The 17,860-nt window shown below is 67.2% G+C and carries 18 protein-coding genes; 6 read left to right on the forward strand and 12 right to left on the reverse strand.

What is annotated here, in order from left to right; translation table 11 throughout:
- Positions 1-2: 2 nt before the first annotated feature.
- The 3 genes from KHO41_RS02245 to KHO41_RS02255 form a co-directional block, all read right to left on the reverse strand.
- Positions 3-326 carry a DUF2917 domain-containing protein gene (locus KHO41_RS02245; RefSeq protein WP_211951683.1) on the reverse strand — a complete coding sequence of 108 codons (324 nt, stop codon included), beginning with the start codon at positions 324-326 and terminating at the stop codon, positions 3-5.
- A 16-nt stretch (positions 327-342) separates the two neighbouring features.
- A complete protein-coding gene (locus tag KHO41_RS02250; RefSeq protein WP_211951684.1) occupies positions 343-1,272 on the reverse strand; it encodes an alpha/beta fold hydrolase in 930 nt (309 codons plus the stop codon).
- A 179-nt stretch (positions 1,273-1,451) separates the two neighbouring features.
- Positions 1,452-2,057, reverse strand: coding sequence for a TetR/AcrR family transcriptional regulator (locus tag KHO41_RS02255; RefSeq protein ID WP_211951685.1), 606 nt, complete (start codon positions 2,055-2,057; stop codon positions 1,452-1,454).
- A 297-nt stretch (positions 2,058-2,354) separates the two neighbouring features.
- On the opposite strand from KHO41_RS02255, the gene KHO41_RS02260 reads away from it, so the two are divergent.
- The 3 genes from KHO41_RS02260 to fahA all read left to right on the forward strand — a co-directional run bounded on the left by KHO41_RS02260 (position 2,355) and on the right by fahA (position 5,769).
- Positions 2,355-2,726, forward strand: coding sequence for a helix-turn-helix domain-containing protein (locus tag KHO41_RS02260; protein WP_084791941.1), 372 nt, complete (start codon positions 2,355-2,357; stop codon positions 2,724-2,726).
- A gap of 376 nt (positions 2,727-3,102) precedes the next feature.
- On the forward strand, positions 3,103-4,422 hold the full coding sequence (gene hmgA / locus KHO41_RS02265) for a homogentisate 1,2-dioxygenase (protein WP_211951686.1): 1,320 nt from the start codon (positions 3,103-3,105) through the stop codon (positions 4,420-4,422).
- Between the two features lie 78 nt (positions 4,423-4,500).
- Entirely contained in the window at positions 4,501-5,769 is a 1,269-nt protein-coding gene (gene fahA, locus KHO41_RS02270) for a fumarylacetoacetase (RefSeq protein ID WP_211951687.1), read from the forward strand.
- 6 nt (positions 5,770-5,775) lie between these two features.
- On the opposite strand, the gene KHO41_RS02275 is transcribed toward fahA, so the two are convergent.
- The 9 genes from KHO41_RS02275 to KHO41_RS02315 all read right to left on the reverse strand — a co-directional run bounded on the left by KHO41_RS02275 (position 5,776) and on the right by KHO41_RS02315 (position 15,616).
- On the reverse strand, positions 5,776-6,171 hold the full coding sequence (locus KHO41_RS02275) for a hotdog family protein (RefSeq protein WP_244873696.1): 396 nt from the start codon (positions 6,169-6,171) through the stop codon (positions 5,776-5,778).
- A gap of 67 nt (positions 6,172-6,238) precedes the next feature.
- Positions 6,239-7,066: a beta-ketoacyl synthase chain length factor gene (locus tag KHO41_RS02280; RefSeq protein ID WP_211951689.1), complete on the reverse strand. Its 828-nt coding sequence runs from the start codon at positions 7,064-7,066 to the stop codon at positions 6,239-6,241.
- Positions 7,063-8,262, reverse strand: a complete 1,200-nt coding sequence (locus KHO41_RS02285; protein ID WP_211951690.1) for a beta-ketoacyl-[acyl-carrier-protein] synthase family protein — start codon at positions 8,260-8,262, stop codon at positions 7,063-7,065. Before KHO41_RS02285 ends, KHO41_RS02280 begins: the two co-directional genes overlap by 4 nt.
- A 40-nt stretch (positions 8,263-8,302) precedes the next feature.
- Positions 8,303-9,157 (reverse strand): polysaccharide deacetylase family protein, encoded by an 855-nt coding sequence (locus KHO41_RS02290; RefSeq protein WP_211951691.1) that lies wholly within the window; start codon positions 9,155-9,157, stop codon positions 8,303-8,305.
- Position 9,158: 1 nt separating this feature from the next.
- Complete coding sequence (locus tag KHO41_RS02295) at positions 9,159-11,600, reverse strand: MMPL family transporter (RefSeq protein ID WP_211951692.1); 2,442 nt, start codon at positions 11,598-11,600, stop codon at positions 9,159-9,161.
- Complete coding sequence (locus KHO41_RS02300; RefSeq protein ID WP_211951693.1) at positions 11,597-12,205, reverse strand: LolA-related protein; 609 nt, start codon at positions 12,203-12,205, stop codon at positions 11,597-11,599. The genes KHO41_RS02295 and KHO41_RS02300 overlap by 4 nt, the downstream gene beginning before the upstream one ends.
- 3 nt (positions 12,206-12,208) lie before the next feature.
- Positions 12,209-13,180 (reverse strand): LpxL/LpxP family acyltransferase, encoded by a 972-nt coding sequence (locus KHO41_RS02305; RefSeq protein WP_211951694.1) that lies wholly within the window; start codon positions 13,178-13,180, stop codon positions 12,209-12,211.
- Complete coding sequence (locus KHO41_RS02310) at positions 13,174-14,892, reverse strand: AMP-binding protein (protein WP_211951695.1); 1,719 nt, start codon at positions 14,890-14,892, stop codon at positions 13,174-13,176. Before KHO41_RS02310 ends, KHO41_RS02305 begins: the two co-directional genes overlap by 7 nt.
- 13 nt (positions 14,893-14,905) lie before the next feature.
- Entirely contained in the window at positions 14,906-15,616 is a 711-nt protein-coding gene (locus tag KHO41_RS02315) for a COG4648 family protein (RefSeq protein WP_211951696.1), read from the reverse strand.
- 238 nt (positions 15,617-15,854) lie between these two features.
- Here KHO41_RS02315 and KHO41_RS02320 point away from each other — a divergent pair, with 238 nt between their 5' ends.
- From KHO41_RS02320 to KHO41_RS02330, 3 genes are read left to right on the forward strand one after another with little or no spacing between them, the layout of a single operon-like run.
- Complete coding sequence (locus tag KHO41_RS02320) at positions 15,855-16,130, forward strand: phosphopantetheine-binding protein (protein ID WP_211951697.1); 276 nt, start codon at positions 15,855-15,857, stop codon at positions 16,128-16,130.
- A 52-nt stretch (positions 16,131-16,182) separates the two neighbouring features.
- Complete coding sequence (gene fabG, locus KHO41_RS02325; protein WP_211951698.1) at positions 16,183-16,932, forward strand: 3-oxoacyl-ACP reductase FabG; 750 nt, start codon at positions 16,183-16,185, stop codon at positions 16,930-16,932.
- A gap of 15 nt (positions 16,933-16,947) precedes the next feature.
- Complete coding sequence (locus KHO41_RS02330) at positions 16,948-17,748, forward strand: glycosyltransferase family 2 protein (RefSeq protein WP_211951699.1); 801 nt, start codon at positions 16,948-16,950, stop codon at positions 17,746-17,748.
- Positions 17,749-17,860 lie beyond the last annotated feature (112 nt).

The following is a 17,860-nucleotide window of genomic DNA, read 5'->3' on the forward strand; positions in this document are numbered from 1 at the left end:
TGTCAGCCGCCGGATTCCAACGGATGGACCAGGTTGAGGGCTCGCCTGTACCAGGCGCGCCAGCCTCGGACGGTGGCGCCGCCCGCTCGGCAGCGGGTGACCCGCAGTGTCGCAGCGGTGACCGCGTAGAGGTCGACACGGCTGGCCTCGGCCAGCGTGAAGCTCTCGCTGGCGGCCAGGGACGTGTCCTTCGGGTCGCCGTCGCGGATCAGCCACAGCTCGCCATCGGTGCAGCGCACGGCGACGCGTTCGCCGGGATCGGCCACGACGCGCAGGGATGCGCGTGCGGGCAGCGTGGCTGTCATGTCATTGCTGACCAGGAACATGTCGGTTCTCCCGCATTTACTGCAAGGCCAGGTCTGGCAGCGCAAGCCCGGGCAAGGGCTGCGCCGCCGCCGGTCCGATGAAATCGGCGATGCGCGCGATCACGCCGGCGTCCTGCAGGATGCGCCGGTGGCCAAGGCCTTCGGTGGTCAGCAACTGCGCCTGCGGCCACGCGCCCGCGATGGCGGCGCCGTCTTCCCAACGCACCTCGCGGTCGTGCCGGTCATGGATGACGAGCGTCGGCGGCACGGGGCGCGTGCGGCCCACATCGGGCACGTTGAACGCGGACCACGGCATGCCCAGCCATTGCTCGCTGTCGCGCTGCATGCGTGCCAGCACGCGCGGACCGATGCCGAGGTTCCATGCCATGGTGGCGCACGCGGCGTGCATGTCGGCCGGCGGGCCAATCATCACCGCGGCCCGCGCGGGCAGGCCCTCGCGGATCGCCAGGGCGGTGGCGGCACTGCCCAGCGAGTGCGCCACCACCGCGTGCACCGGTCCGGCGTGCCACGCCGCCGCCAGCAATGAGCGCGACATCTCCAGCACCGATGTCTGAGTGCTGCCACGTACGCCGGCATCCGACGCGCCATGCGACAGCGCATCGAATGCCACCACGCGCATGCCGGCCGCGAGCAACCCGTCGACCACCGCATGCCACTGGCCCGCGTGCCCGCCCCAGCCATGGGCTAGCAGCACCACCGGACCACTGTTGCCCCATCGGTACACGCGGACCCGCCGGCTCGGTCCATGGCCAACAACGAGCGCCCAGTCGGCACGCGCGCGATCGAGTAGCCGCAGCGCGGCGCCGTTCGGGGTCCCGCGTGGCGGTCCGAACCAGAGCCGTTCCAGCGCTCGCGCCGTGCCGGCCGGGTTGATCAGGCTGCCAGCCTGCCAGCGCAAGCGGGCCAGGGCGGCGAGCGCTCCCAGGGCCGGCGTCGTGCGTTTCACGGCGGTGCCGGGAGAAGATGATGAAAGTCCTTGCCTCACAACCAACACCTCCAACTGATGTGGTGCGCGGATCGGACCGACCAAAACGGTTACGGAATGTCCACGCTGTTATAAAGAACGACCAGTCGTGCTTTTTTTAAGTAGCTGTACGCCGTCGTCCGGAATCCTTCGTGGTGCTGTCAGTCCGCCGCAGCGGGCTGGCGAGCGCGGTCGAGCAGGCCGGCAAACGCGCGCCGGGCCATGGTTTCGGCGTCGGCGCGGCCCAGCAGCTTGAACGACTGCTGGAAGGACATGCCGATACCGACCATGTCGAAGGCGAACTGGCGCGCATCCACGTCCGGCGCGAACTGGCCTTCTTCGATGCCGTCCGCGACCACGCGCGCAATGGTGCTGTGCCAGTCCTTGAGCGACTGCACTACCTGGTCGCGAATCGCGCCGGGCTTGTCGCGGTACTCCTGGCCAAGCGCCATGAACAGGCAACGTCCCTGCGTCACTGTGCCGCCCAGCCATTCCAGGTAGCCTTCGAACAGCGCCTCCATGCGCGCAACGCCGCGCGGCTGCCGCATGGCGGGGCGGACGACCATGGTCGCAAACCGGTCCGTCGCCAGTTCCAGGACAGCCTGCTGCAGCGCTTCCTTCGACTTGAAGTGGGCGTACAGGCCGCTCTTGGACATATTGGTGTCCGCCGCCAGGCTCGCCAGCGAAAGCTGTTCGAAACCAACCTTGGCGGCGGTGTCGAGTGCCTGTTCGATGATGGCGTTGCGGGTCAGTTGGCCTTTTTGCATAGAGCCGAGAATAGCACGACCGGTCGGTTTGTCAATGAAGTTGCCCCTGCTAAAGCGGGGGCAAGTCAAGTCGTGTGCCTTACACGTCAACGCAATTGCTACATTCTCGTTACTGTCAGGGCGGTACGACGATTCTGTGCAGTATTCGACCCATAGGCAGCCCGCTTTGGCCTCCAAAACCTTCGTTGCAAGAAATCTGCACAAAGTGTTTGGGCAGTTACATACGGAATGCTTCGCGTGCTCTATACTCGAATGCACGTCCGCGCACTTTTTTTTCACTGGTGACTGGAGACCGACATGAACAGTACAGCCGTGCCAAGAGGCGCTAGCGAACCGTTCCGGCAACTGCGGGCGTTGCGTCGAGCGCGCAAGCTGAAGCAGGAAGACGTTGCCCGCAAGGCGGGAATCTCGCGAGAAGCCTACCTGCGTGCAGAGTCTGGCCAGGCCGATCCGCGCATGTCGACCTTCTTGGCCGCATGCGAAGCCCTTGGGCTCGAAGTCGTCCTGGCGCCGCAGCATCTTGCTGCCGACGTAAACGCATTCATTGCCAGCCGCAATGGCGGCGTCACGGCAGCCTCGATGGCCGGCCAAGCGGCCCCGAGTGCGCCGGCGACCGCAGCCAGCCCGGCTACCGGCAGCTTCGGCTCCGGTACGGGCGAAGGCCACTAGCCTCGGCTTTCCAGGGCTGTCTGACCGGCCACGTTCCAGACGGGCCGGCGCAGGCAGTCACCTGCCGGACAGGAGTGCAACAACCGGCACAGTGCCATGGCACTGTGCCGGTTGTTGTTGTCCGCAGCGTCGCTTTTCCCCCTCCCTTGTAGCGTAACCGGCATATTCTTCGCGGCCGGACCCTTCCCGCGTTTTTTTCCCGCGACTTCCTCCGCGTTTCCTCAGTTTCCCGCCTACAACGTCTGTGATGTGCGTTTTCCCGCGCGCGTCCCGGCAACGGTTTGACACGTCCACGCCTGATGATTACGATATAGTAAATGCATTACGCAATTCGTAATTCGATCGAAAGCTCCTGACCCCCGACGCTGATCCGACCATGAACCTTACGCACACCCAACTGGCCGAGCACGGCTATATGTCCGGCTTTGCCAACGAATTCGCCACCGAGGCGCTTCCGGGCGCACTGCCGGTTGGTCAGAACTCGCCGCAGCGCGCGCCCTATGGCCTGTACGCCGAGCAGTTGTCAGGCACGGCTTTCACCGCGCCGCGAGCCCACAACCGCCGTTCATGGCTGTACCGCATCCGCCCGGGCGCCGTGCACAAGCCGTTCACGCTGGTGGAGCAGTCGCGTTTCCTGAGCCGCTTCGACGACGTACCGCCGTCGCCGAACCAGATGCGCTGGAGCCCGCCGGCCATGCCCACCACGCCGACGGATTTCATCGACGGCATCGTCACCATGGCAGGCAACGGGGGTCCGGACGCCATGACGGGCTGCGGCATCCACCTGTATCTGGCCAACCAGTCGATGCAGGACCGCTTCTTCTACAACGCTGACGGCGAAATGCTGATCGTGCCCCAGCAGGGCCGCGTGCGCTTCGTGACGGAAATGGGCCGGCTCGACGTGGAGCCGCAGGAGATCGTGGTGATTCCGCGCGGCGTGCGTTTCCGCGTGGAACTGCCTGATGGCGAGGCGCGTGGCTATATCTGCGAGAACTACGGTGCGCTGTTCCAGTTGCCCGACCTCGGCGTGATCGGCTCCAATGGCCTGGCCAACCCGCGCGATTTCGTGACCCCGGTCGCCGCATACGAGGACCGCGAAGGCGATTTCGAACTGGTGGCCAAGTTCCAGGGCAATCTGTGGCGTGCCGATATCGGCCATTCGCCGCTGGACGTGGTGGCCTGGCACGGCAACTTCGCGCCGTACAAGTACGACCTGCGGCGCTTCAATACCATCGGCTCGATCAGCTTCGACCACCCGGACCCGTCGATCTTCCTTGTGCTGCAATCGCCGTCGGACACGCCGGGCGTGGACACCATCGACTTTGTCATCTTCGGACCGCGCTGGCTGGCCATGGAAAACTCGTTCCGCCCGCCCTGGTTCCACCGCAATATCGCCAGCGAATTCATGGGCCTGATCTCCGGCGTGTACGACGCCAAGGCCGATGGCTTCGCTCCGGGCGGCGCGAGCCTGCACAACTGCATGAGCGGCCATGGCCCCGATGCCGATACCTTTGCCAAGGCCACCTCGGCCGACACGTCCACGCCGCACCACATCACCGACACCATGGCGTTCATGTTCGAGACGCCGGGCGTGATCCGGCCCACGCCGTACGCAGCGCGCTCGGCATCGCTGCAGCAGGACTACTACACCTGCTGGCAAGGGCTGAAGAAGCATTTCAACCCGAACGTGCGCTGAGCACGGCAGGCGCCACATAAAACAAGCAAACGGCACGCGGCAAGATCCGCGTGCCACAGACATTTTCCGGAGTCCCACATGACCGCCCCGACCACCAGCTGGATTGAATCCGCCAACGACGGCAAGACCCATTTCCCCCTGCAGAACCTGCCGTACGGCATCTTTTCCGTGAAGGGCCAAGCCGCGCGCATCGGCGTTGCGATCGGCAATGCGGTGCTGGATCTGGCCGCGCTCGATGAAGCCGGCCTGCTGCCCGTGGCAGCAAAGGGCACGTTTGCTGCCGCCAGCCTGAACCGCTTCATCGCACTGGGCAAGCCGGTGTGGTCGGAAACGCGCCAGCGTCTGACTGCGCTGCTGTCGGGCGCCGACGCCGCACTGCGCGACAACGCCGCGCTGCGCGACCGCGCACTGGTGCCGATGGACCAGGTGGCGCTGCATCTTCCCGTCGAGATTCCCGGCTACACCGATTTCTACTCGTCGAAGGAACACGCCACCAACGTCGGCCGCATGTTCCGCGACCCGGACAACGCGCTGCTGCCGAACTGGCTGGAAATCCCGATCGGCTACAACGGCCGCGCGAGCTCGGTAGTGGTGAGCGGTACCGACCTGCGCCGCCCGAACGGCCAGATCAAGCTGCCGAACGAAGCGCGCCCGATCTTCAGCGCATGCCGCAAGCTGGACTTCGAGCTCGAAGTCGGCTTTATCGTCGGCAAGGAATCGGCGCTGGGCGAACCGGTCAGCACGGCTGATGCACCGGCCCATATGTTCGGCATGGTGCTGCTCAACGACTGGAGCGCGCGCGATATCCAGCAGTGGGAATATGTGCCGCTCGGGCCGTTCAATTCCAAAGGCTTCGGCACTTCGATTTCGCCGTGGGTGGTGACCATGGAAGCGCTGGAGCCGTTCCGCCGCGACAACCCCGAGCAGTCGCCGCAGCCGCTGCCGTACCTGCAGCAGAAGAGCCAGAACGCCTACGACATCGCGCTCGAAGTCGCGCTGCGCCCGCAAGGCGCCGCTGCCGCCACCACGATCTGCCGCACCAACTTCAAGGCGATGTACTGGACCATGGCGCAGCAACTCGCGCACCACACGGTGTCGGGCTGCAATGTGCGCGTGGGCGACCTGATGGGCTCGGGCACGATCAGCGGCACCACGCCGGATTCCTACGGCAGCCTGCTCGAACTCACGCGCAACGGTGCCGAGCCGCTGAAGCTCGCCGACGGCAGCAGCCGCGCATTCCTCGAAGACGGCGATGAAGTCGTGATGAGCGGTTTCGCGGTCGGTAATGGATACGTCGTCGGCTTTGGCGAAGTGTCGGGCAAGATCCTGCCGGCACCGAAGGCGTAAGCGCGTTCAGGCGGCGCCGGGTGGCGCCACGTCAAGGATGACCGCCGCCCGGCCGGAAAGCAGCTGCTTTCCGCCACCGCTGACTTCGAACGCATAGAGCACGTTGCTGCCTTCGCCGCTGACGCGGTGCGCCTCGATGGTCAGCGGGCCATCTATATCATCCAGTCGTTCGACGTCCAGCGCGAGCTTGCGCACGCTGGCAAGGTAGCCCATGCGTGGGCGCTGCCCGCCTTGCTGCAGCACCGCACCGTGCACGGCCATGGCCTGCGCCGCGTATTCCACGCCACACACGGCAGCCAGCCGCCCGTGTGCGCGCAGCGGGTTGTCGACGCTGCGGTGGCTCGTGGCCTGGCAACGAATGAAATCCGCGTCCCAGTCGAGCACGCTGTCGAGCAGGCACATGCTGCCCTGATGGGGAATCCGGGCTGCAATCCAGGCGTGGTCCAGCGGCGTGTGCGGGGCCGGCACGCTATCCGCCAGTCCCGGGCTGCACCGGCGGCTGTACCGTCACCTGCAGTTGCAGGTCTTCCAGGTAATCGAGCACGACTGTGCCGGCCGACTGCATGGCGACGGCATGCAGCAATGGCAGTGCGCGCGCGGTAGGTACCGAGCGGCGCAGGTGTTCCAGCGCAGCATCATCCATCGGCGTCGCGGGCGCGTGTGCCAATTCCACTTCAATCTGTGCCAGCGATCGCTCAGAACGATGCTGCGATAACAGCAGCGCGACGCCGAACGGCGCGGCGATGGGCCGCAGCGTGCGCAGCGGTTCCGGATAGTCGGAGTCGTAGGCGATCAGCAGGCAGGGTTCCTGGTCGGCCGACACCTGCGCGGCCGCTTCCAGCAGGCCGGCACTGAAGCTTGCATCGAGCGCGCTCAGCACATTGGCCGGACGCATCGCACGTGTGGCAATCGACCAGTAGCCGGCTGCCGCGTTGTGCACCGAGTTGTGGAAGCGCGTCGGCGACATCAGCGGCTCTGGCTGCGCGAGCGCTTCGCAGATGGCGTGGAAGTTGTGCCCGTCGGAACTCGAAGAGGTGAACACCGTAGGCAGCTCCGCGGCGTCCATGCCGCTGGCAGCGACCGCTTGCTGGCCGATCCCGAGCGCGAGCCGGACAGCCGTGCCGCTGCGGCGGCGTTCGGCGGGCGGCAGGATGGTCGGCGGCGCGAGTTCGGTCGCCGCAGATTCGTAGGGCTGCCGGCCGGCAAGCACCTCATTGGCCTGCGCCCAGCTGCCAAGCCCCGGGCCCAGCACGCCGATGCCATCGATAAAAGCGATAAGCCGCGTACCCATGGTCATTGCCCGCCCATTGCGCGGCCGAGCAGCAGGCTGCAGTTGGAACCGCCGAAGCCGAACGCATTGCTGAGCACATGGCGCAGCGGCCGTTCCCGAGTGGCCAGGCAATAGTCGACCGCAAGCGTGGGATCGATCTGCGTGGTGTTGATGCCAGCCGGCAGCAGTCCGTGGCGCAGGGCTAGTGCGCAGATCACCGCTTCCAGTGCGCCTGCGGCGCCGAGCGTATGCCCCGTGGCGCCCTTGGTGGAACTGCATGGCGTACCGGGCAGCAGTGCCGAGATCGCGCGCGCTTCGGTGGCGTCATTGGCGCGCGTGGCGGTACCGTGCAGGTTCACGTAGTCGACCTGTTCCGGCGAGACGCCACCGCGGGCCAGTGCCTGCTCCATGGCCATGCGCGCTCCCAGGCCTTCCGGGTGCGGTGCCGACATATGGTGCGCGTCGCTCGACTCGCCGATGCCAAGCAGCAGGATCGCACCGTCCGGTGCGGGATCGGGCGCACGCTCGACCAGCACGAAGGCGGCGGCCTCGCCGATCGAGATACCGTTGCGATCGGCATCGAATGGCTGGCACGGCTGGTCCGAGAGCAATTCGAGCGAGCCGAAGCCATACAGCGTGGTGTGGCACAACGAGTCCACGCCGCCAACGACAGCAGCGTCGATCAGGCCAGCGTCGATCAGGCGGCGCGCCGATGTGAATACCTTTGCGCCGGACGAACACGCCGACGACACCGCGTTTGCGGGGCCTTTCAAGCCAAAATACGCGCGTACGAAGCCGGGCAGCGAATACGGGCTGTGGGTACCGGCATAGCTCAGGCCTGCAGGCAACGCGCCCGTTTGCGGATCGCGCTGGCGGTAGGCAAGTTCGGTCTGCAGCACGCCTGCTGTGCTGGTGCCGAGGAATACACCGATGCGGTCCGCGCCGTAGCGTGCCACCGCCTCGCGTACACGGTCCGCGAAGCCATCCTGTTCCAGCGCGAGCAACGCCAGGCGATTGTTGCGGCAGTCAAAATCGGCCAATGCCGGCGGCAGGGTGACATCGTCGACGCCCGGCACTTCGCCGACCCAGGTATCGAGCCTGATATCACCGAACTGGCATGGCGCCAGGCCGCCGCGCTGCTCCCGCAGTGCGCTCACCGTGTCGTCTAGCCCGGTGCCGATGCAACTGGTGGCAGTGAAATGCGAGAGATGGAGCGGCGACACGGAATGTGTGGAGTGGGGGGCGCGGGGTGCGGCCATTGTATCAAGCCGTATGCAAGTCCCATGCCGCCATGCCGGCCCGCAGCGTCACGCAGCGCAGGCCCGCGTTGGTAATTGTTGCAAGCAGTTCGGGCAGCACTGTCGTGCAGTGCGGCTTGCCGGCCGCATCGACACCGCTATTGCCATCGTGCAGCAGCAGGATGTCGCCAGCGGCCAGGTTGCGCGTGAGGCGCTGCGCGATGCGCGCGGCATGGTCGCCGTTACGCGTGTCGTAGCCACGCCGGGTCCATGCGGCAAGCTGCAGCCCTTCCGCACACAGCACGGGTTCGAGGAACGGATTGCGCAGTCCCGCCGGCGCGCGGAAATAGCGCGGTGGCTGTCCCGTGATCTCGGTCAGCAACTGCTGGGCCGCGCGGATCTCGCGACGCATGCGCCACGGGCCGAACAGCGAAAAATCGAGCCGGTGATGCATGCTGTGGTTCTCCACGGCATGCCCACGGCGTGCGATCTCCCGTACGAGGTCGGGGTGTCGCGCGGCACGCTCGCCGATGCAGAAAAAGGTGGCGCGCGCGCCATGGCGGTCGAGCATGTCGAGCACGCGCGGCGTCATGTCCGGATGCGGGCCGTCATCGAAAGTCAGCGCCACGCTGTTGCCAGCCTTTGCTGGCAGCTGCAGCACGTTCGGCCCGAGCCATGTGCTGCGCGGCCACAGTCCGACCGTAGCGAGCGCCGCATGCGTGACGCCGACACCCGCCGCAGCCAGGGCGAGCGTGGCCGGATTGGCCAGCACGGCCGCGGCGGCGCCTGCGTGCACCACGCCCGCGCCGTACAGCAACCTGCCGGGCTGCCAGCGGCGCGCCGTTGGCAGCACCGGCCCGTGCTCCGCGATGGGATTCATGTCAGACGTCTTCATGGTTCCTGCCACTGCCGCGGCTAACGTTGGCCGGCGTGGGCGCCAGGATGGCCGAGAAGCACAACGCCAGCACCGCGCCCGGACCAACCGTCAGGCCGAATGCCTTCAGCAGCGGCAAATCCGACAAGGCCAGTAGCCCGAACGCCGCCACCGTGGTCATGTTGGCCAGCAGTAGCGATACCAGTGTATGCGCCGAAATGACTGTCGCCGGCCCGCTACCGGCCGCGCCATTGAAAAACAGCGCGTAGTTCGATCCCACCGCCACGAGCAGCAGCAGGCCTACCAGATGCAGCAGGGTGAGCGGCTGGCCCAGCGCCGCCAGCCCGCCCATGACGGCCAGCGCCGCCGCGGCCAGCGGCAGTACCGTGGCCAGCACGCGGCGTGGCGAACGCAGCGCTACCGAAAGCAGCGCGAGAATGGCGATCACGCCACCCAGGGAGAGGTGCAGCGCCTCGCGCATATAACCGCCATAGAGCTGGTCCGACTCGCGCTTGAGGTCAACGAAGAGGGCATGGCTGGCACCGGCACGCGCCAGTGCCGCGCGTATGGGCTGGCTGTCGAGCACATCGGTGGACTTTGCGGTGGCCGGCGCGCGCAGGGGCAGGGTGGCGTTCCAGTGATCGCCGCGCTGCGTCAGCAGGGCATCGATCGCAAGCGCCATCGACGTGCCCTTGAGGTCCTGGCGCTGCAGCAAGGGCGCCGAGCGTGCCTGGCCGGCCTCTGCCAGGAACGGCGCGAACAGCTGCGGTCGCACGGGCTGCTGCGCGACGGCCGTGCGCAGGCGCTGCGCCAGTTCCTCGGGCGGTGGCAGGCTGGACTGGCGCGCGCGCTGGGTCGCGGCGCTCGGCAGATAGCGTGCGGGATTCTCGTAGCCGCCGATAACGCCCGATGCTACGAGCGGATCCAGTTCGCGCGCCACGCGCTCGGCGTCCTGAAGTACCGATTCCTGGTCCGGGCCCGACAGCACCACCAGGTAGCGCACGTCGGGCGCACCGAGATCGGCGCGCAGCGAGGCGTCGAGCGCCTGCTCCGAGGCCGGCACAGGGCTCAGCGCCGACAGCTCGCGCCCCCACAGCGAATCGTGGCGAGCCCACAGCACAGCGCAGGCTGCAATCGCCACCACGGGCACCAGCCATCGCAGACGGCTGGCGCGCGCCAGCAGCGCCGCAAGGCGCGTGCCCAGCGGCGTGACATCGCGCAGGTGCAGATTGGCAGGGACCAGGTGCGGCAGCACAAAGCGCGTGACCAGCGCAGCGGTGGCCAGTCCGGCGATCGAGTACAGCCCAAGCTGGGCCAGCCCCGGAAAGCCCGACAGCAGCAACGAGGCGAACCCGCACACCGAAGTCAGCACGCCGAGCCGCACGGTCGGCCAGAAGCCGGCGATCCATGCGCGGTTGTCACGCTGCCCGTTGCGCGTGTACTGCGCCGACTGGACGAACAGGTAGATCGAATAGTCGACGGCTTCGCCGATCAGCGTGGTGCCGAAGCCGAGCGTCAGCCCGTGCACGGTCCCGCCGAAGCCGAGGCTTACGGCCGCGATGCCGGCCAGCGCGCCGGACAGCACCGGCACGAGCCCAAGCACCAGCAGCGGCACCGAGCGATACACCACCAGCAGCAGCGTGATGATGATCGCAATGCCGATTGCCGACAGCCGTTCCACGTCATGGCGGATGGTGTCGCGTGCCTTGACCGAGAACACGCCGGGCCCCGTCATCAGGAGCCGGTACGGACCGGCCTTGGCCGCGTCGGCAAACGCCCTGTGGATGGCGTCGATCGCGCTGGCCTGACCGTCGGTGTCGGAGCCGGCGCTTGCCGTCTGCGCGAGCAACACGGCGCGCTTCCCGTCACGCGAGACCCACGCGCCGGCGTGCATCGGCACGCGCTGCTGGGCGTCGAGCTGACCCATCATCGACATCACTTCGCCGGTGGGGTCGCGCGGCAGCAGCGACTTGGTGAATAGTCCTGCCGGGGACGCCAGCAGGTCGAACGTTTCGGCGACAGCCGCGGATAGCCCCTGCTGAGAAAACCGTTCGGGCGTGACCGTCGGGCTCAGCAGGTAGCGGTGGTTGTAGACATAGCGCTGGTCGGCGGCCTGGTTGACCGGCTCGCCATTGGTGATCGCGGAGAACTGCGCGTCCTGGCGCAGCCTGGCTGCCATCGTACGCGATACGGCCGCGCGGCCGTCCGCGTCGCCGCCTTCCACGCCGACCAGGATCAGGCGCGACACCAGCCCTTCACGCAACTGGTCCACCAGCAACTGCTGTTCTGCGCTCGGCATGCGCGGGAGGAAGGCCGACAGGTCGGCGGTGAAGCCGGTGCGCGCAACGACGGCCGCGCAGGCCAGAAGCCATGCCAGCCAGAGCGCCACGGCCAGCCGGGCCGAGGGCAGGGCAGTGATGCGCGACCCGCCGCGCGGCGCCGGCATCATGGCTTGCCGGCGGGGCGGATCTTCATGACCGAACGGTCGCCGTCGGCCTGGCGGATTTCCACGCTGTCGAGCGCATCATGAGCGCCCTCGATACGCACCTGGGTGACCATGGCCGCCATGCGCGAATCGGCCGGCGTGAGCGTCAGCGTCCAGCGGCTCGCGCGGCCCTGGAGGCCGAGCTTGTAGTAGCGTTCGAGCGTGGTGCGGTTGCCCGCCAGCGTGCCGCGGATGCTCTCGATGAACGCGGCGATTTCCGGGTAGTTCTGCAGCGGCATGGTGAAGCGCTTGCCGCCGCGTTCGACCGTCATCATGTCGCCGTCGAGCACCAGGTTCTCAGGCTTGGGCGTGAGGGTGCGTTTTTCGAGGTGGTCGGGCGCGGTGAAGACGAGTTCGCCGCTCGATTCCACCGGGCGCTCGAGGATCGCCAGATACTTGGTCTCGGTGAACTGCACGCGGCCGGACTTGCGCTGCGCGAGTGCGGACATGAGCTGGTCGACGCCCCAGGCGGCCGAGCCACTGTCAGCGGCGAGCGCCTGCACGGCCATGCCGGGCAGCATTGCAGCGGCCAGCAGCAGGGCCGGCAAAATCAGTCGGATTCGGCGCATCGGTCAGGGCTCGTTGCCGGGCGGCGGCTGTTCGGACAGCGGCGGGCCGGCGTGCCAGAAGTCGTAGAAATTGAACCAGTTGTACGGCGCGCTGCGGCAGAACTGCTCGAGCAGCGCCACGTAGCGCTGCAGCGCGGCCTGGACCTCGGCCTCGCGGCGTCCGCGTGCCACCTGCGAGAAATCGGCAAGCGGAACGAAGTGCACATCATAGCGATTGCCGCCGCGGTACAGCCCGGTGATGAAGAACACGGGCCGGCGCAGCATGGCCGCCATGCGCAGCGGGCCGGTCGGAAAGCCCGTCGGCGCGCCCAGGAAGTCGCACTGCTGGACCGGGTCGGTCGCGCGCTGCGACAGCGTGCGGTCAGCCAGCATGCCGATCATGTAGCCGCGGTCCAGGTAGTCGCGCACGCGCAGCATGGCGTCGACCTTGCCCAGCGTGATCATGTCGCGGCGCATGGCCGGATTGATCGACTGCAGCACGTCGTTGAGCTTGTGGGCGTTCTCTTCGTACATGGTGATGGCAACACGCATGTCCGGATGCTTCCGGCCCATGGCGCGGATCACCTCGAAGCTGCCCAGGTGCGCGCCCATCAGGAACGCGCCTTGCCCTCGCGCGATCGTCTGTTCGAGCTGCTTTTCGCCGTGCAGGCGGATGTCGAACAGGTCGAAGCGGCCGTTGAGCAGGTAGATGCGGTCGTGGATGGTCGAGGCAAACGTAAAGACATGGCGGAAGCCGTCGATCCAGCCGGCCTCGCGGCCGAGCGCGCGGTCCATGTACGCGCGCGAGGCATGGCGTGCCGTCGGCGAGAACAGCGTGAAGTACGCCGCGATCAGGCGCAATACCACGCGTCCCGCAGGGCGCCCGAGCGCAAGCGAAATCCACGTCATCACGCGCATCAGCGTGACGTTGCTGCGTTCTTCCCGGCTGGACCAGTCGGTGTCCAGCGGCTGGGGCTTGCGGAGCCAGGTCAGCATGGCAAGGCCTCCCCACTCGCCGGCGTGGCCCGCGTGCTCAGCGTGCCGCTGGCCACGTCACGTCCGCCCGCGCTCAGCGTGAAGCGGATGGATGCCGTGCCGGCAGCCGCGTCGTCGCCATGCAACTGGTGTGCGACTTCGACCCGCTCGCCGGGATGGACCGGGCTCAGGAACTTGACCGTGCCGACCTGCGTGACGGCGAGCGGTTGACCGAGCGCCGCGCCAATCTGCAGGATCGCATGGTCCAGCAGTACCACGCCCGGGACCACGGGATTGCCGGGAAAATGGCCCGCTATCGCCGGGTGCCCCGCATCGATCACAAAGCCCGGTGCGTGGCGCCGTGCCAGTTGCGCGGCCACCAGCGGCGCCAGCGCTTCACGCGGGAGCTTGCCCGCGGCATTGCGCGGCAGGCTGTCCACAAGGCAAAGCGGCCGCGGCAGGAACGCGGCGTCGACGCGCTCGCGCAGCGCTTGCAGGATGCGCGCGGCCGGCACGCCGGGCGCCACCGCCAGTGCCACAAGCCGCACCACGCGGCCGGCTGCCTCGTCTTCATGCACGTCATCGGGCACGTAGAAGGTGCCGTCCTGCACGCCGTCGATGGCTGTGAGCTGTTGATTGAGATAGGCGAGCGACGTGCGCTTGCCGGCAATCTTGATCATGTCGGCCTTGCGGCCATGGAGCACGAAGCGCTCGGCGTCGATCGGCGCGATGGCATCGCCGAGCGCGATCGGATGTTCGATGTGCCCGCCATGGACCTGTATCGCGGGCGCGGACTCGCTCTCGCCGTCGGGATCGCCGCCGCGTTCCAGCGTGATGCCGGGCAACAGCGTCCATTCGTCTGTTTCGGCGGTCCTGCGCGTAGCCATCGCACCGGTCTCGGTGCTGCCGTAGATCTCGAGCAAAGGTGCGGCCAGGCTAGCCTGCGCCTGCCGGGCCATGGCTCGGCTCATCGGGGCTGTGGCGGATAGCACGAGGTCTGCCGCGGGCAGGTCGCTGTCTGATTGCAGCAGCGCGCGCAGATGAACCGGGGAAGTCACCAGCGCGCGCGGCTGCGGGACGTCGCGCAGTGCAGCGCGGATGTCGGCCGGATAGAACGCGCGGGCCGAGGCCAGCGCTGCGCTGCCTTGCAGGGCCAGCATCACCGTGGCTTCCAGTCCGAACATATGCTGCGGGGGCAGCGTGCCGACCAGCGTCCATGCGCGGCTGTCCGCCATGCCAAGGCGTTGCGCCGTGGCGCGCGCGCCGCGCACCATCGCGCCCCACGTCTTGGCATGGGCGACAGGCTGGCCGGTGGTGCCCGACGTGAACACATAGGCCATCAGCCGCTCTGCCGGAATGTCCGGTACGGGTCGCGGTGCGGAGGGCTTGGGTTCCGACGCATCGTAAAAGAAGCGGGGCAGCGCCACACTGCATTCCGCGTCGTCGTGCAGGCAGAAGACATCCGGCGCAAACGCGGCGAGTTGCCGCACCGTTTCCGGCGTCTGCGCCGACGGCAGCAGGCTCACCTTGCCGCACAGCAGCGCCGCGCAGAGCCCGACCGCGAAGCGGTAGCGATCCGCACACGCGTTGAAGACGTGGTCCCCGACTGGCAGGCGTGCCGCAAGCGCGTGGACATCTGTCAGGAACTGACTGGCCGTGACCGGCTGGCCGCCGCGCCAGGCGATAACGCTGCCCGGGTCGGGATGAGAGAGAAGGGCGAACGTGCTCGTCATAAGCAATCCGCGTTCAGCGCGATGCGCCGGCGCGGCTCGCGCGCTCGGTCATCACGGTGCGATAGCCGCGCACGGCATCGAGCACGCCGGTGTCCTTTGCCTCCGGCAGCACCGCGCGGCGGCAGGCCGCTTCGGCGACGAACATCAGCGCGATCAGGATGGGCGTGCCGAGATTGGCAAAGGTCGACCACGTCGGCATGGGCGCGAACGCAAAGAGCACGAGCGACGCCAGGGCCGTCGCGCCGAAGAACAGGGTCCAGGCCTGGGTCACGCGCCGGGTATAGCGTTGCATGTCAGGCGTCAGCGGGCCGTGGATCGCCGCTGCAAACTCGCTGCAGAGCGGTGTGGCGCCCGGGCGCAGCGTCCGGCCGAACATGGCGGCGAGTGCGGCGTTTGCGCCGAAGTGCTGGAGGAAATAAGTCCAGCCAAAATGTGCCGCCAACGGAATCCGCGCCACCCACAGCGCCACGCAGCACGCGACCAGCAGGAGCAGCCAGGGGAGGCGGGATGTGGCGCGCCATGCCGCGGCCAGTGCTATCAGCAGGAAAGGCGCCAGGCCGAGGATCAATGCGGCAACTTCGCCGCCCGGCGTATGCGCCGCATGGTGAAGTGCCGATTCGTACGCCAGGAAGCCCAAGGGCACAGCCACCCAGCCGGCACGCTGCAGCAGCGGCGTTGCGGCGGAAGACGTGGCAACTGGACGGGGAGGTTGGCTCGAGGGCATTCCGGAATTATTGTGATGCAAGGTACTCTTCTTCTGCCGACGCATCGCGCACATGGGGACATTTCGCGCACGGAACGGCGGCAAGGCGAACGCTTTATACCTTAAAAGACCCGGCCGACGCAGCGATGTTTCCGCAAAGTCGTTCCAATGTTGTTACTAAACTTCTCTTAGATAGTGCGATGTGCCGGGCTTTGGTAGCATCGCCTCGCCCTCTTCCGGCGTCACTTATGAGCGGAAGATGACATTCACGACAATGAACGAACTCGACACGGAACTCGCCAGCCTGATCATTGGCGAACTCGACATCGCCGACCTGAAACTGGAAGACGTGAGCGCCGATACGCCGCTTTATGGCGACGGTTTCGGGCTCGATTCCATCGATATCCTGGAAATTGCGCTGCTGGTGTCGCGCAAGTACGGGGTCGAACTGCGCTCGGACAATCCCGACAACAAGACCATCTTTGCCTCGCTGGGCAGCCTGGCCGCCTACGTCGCGGCCAACCGCACGCGCTGAGCGCGGCGGCCACGGCGCATCCGGCGAACAGGAGCAGGACAGGGGAGCATTTATGGCGCAGCAGGGCAGGCCGCAGGCTACGCGCAGGCTGGCGCTCGTCACTGGCGCGAGCGGTGCCATCGGCAGCGCCATCAGTCACGCCCTCGCCGCAGCCGGAAATGAGGTGTGGGTCCACGCGAACCGCAACCTGGCGCAGGCGGAAGCCGTCGCTGCCACCATCCGCGCCGCGGGCGGTGCCTCGACCGCCATCGCCTTCGACGTCACCGACGCCGACGCCACGGAAGCTGCACTGCAACGTGTGCTTGAACACGGCACGGTGCAGATCCTCGTCAACAATGCCGGCATCCACGACGACGCGCCGCTGCTAGGCATGAGCCGCGAGCAGTGGCGCCGTGTGATCGACGTCTCCCTGCACGGCTTTTTCCATGTGACCCAGCCCTTGCTGATGCCCATGATGCGCACGCGCTGGGGCCGCATCATCAACATGGCCTCGGTGGCCGGCGTGATGGGCAACCGCGGCCAGGCCAACTATGCGGCGGCCAAGGCGGGCCTGATCGGCGCTACGCGCTCGCTGGCGATCGAGATGGCTTCGCGCGGTGTGACGGTCAACGCCGTGGCGCCCGGTGTGATCGAATCTTCCATGACCGAACTGGCGTTCCCCGCGGAGCGCATCCGCCAGATCGTGCCGGCCGGCCGCGCGGGCACCCCCGACGACGTGGCCGGCATGGTGGCCTACCTGGCTTCCGATGCCGCAGCCTATGTGACCGGCCAGGTGCTGTCGGTCAATGGCGGCATGGCCTGAACCTGTCTTGCCGCCATGGCCCTGCAGCCGTCCCCGACCCACTTGCTGCTGATCCCCAGCTACAACCCTGGCGCGAAGCTGCGGGAAACGCTGCGTGCCGCGCGCGAGGCCTGGTGTCCGGTCTGGGTGGTAGTAGATGGCAGCACCGATGACAGCACGCAATGGCTGCAGCAACAGGCGCGCGACGATTCCAGCCTGCGCGTCCTGGTCCTGCCCGAAAACCAGGGCAAGGGCGCCGCGGTGCTGCACGGCATCGAGGCTGCCGCCGCGGAGGGCTTCACGCATGTGCTGGTGATGGACTCCGACGGCCAGCACCCGGCCCAGCTGATCGCGCAGTTCATGGCGGCGTCGATGCGCCAGCCGGACGCGATGGTGCTCGGGCGCCCCGTATTCGATGCGAGCGCGCCGATCGAGCGTGTGTACTGGCGCCGTATGTCCAACTTCTGGACCAACGTCGAAACGCTATGGGCCGGCATTGGCGATTCGCTGTACGGTTTCCGTGTCTACCCGATCGAACCGCTGCGGGCCGTCATGCGCGAAAGCCGCTGGATGCGCCGCTTCGACTTCGATCCCGAGGTCGTCGTGCGGCTTTGCTGGCGTGGCGTGCGGCCGGTCAACCTCGATGCGCCGGTACGCTACTTCGATCCGCGTGCAGGCGGGGTTTCCCACTTCCGCTATTTGCGTGACAACCTGCTGCTGGGGTGGATGCACCTGCGGCTCGTGGGTGGCTGGCTGGTACGGTTGCCTTGGCTGGTCTGGCGGCGGTTGCATGCGTCCGCGAACGGCAATTCGCATCCGCCGAATCGGGTGACATAAGGGGTGGTGGGGGAGTCGTTCTTGGCGGGCGCTGCTGTTTCGCCGGCGTAGCCGGCGAGTCACTTTTTGTCCGAGCGACAAAAAGTAACCAAAAAGCGCGTCGTTGCCGCTG

The sequence above is a fragment of the Cupriavidus numazuensis genome, assembly GCF_905397435.1.
Taxonomy (GTDB): domain Bacteria; phylum Pseudomonadota; class Gammaproteobacteria; order Burkholderiales; family Burkholderiaceae; genus Cupriavidus; species Cupriavidus numazuensis.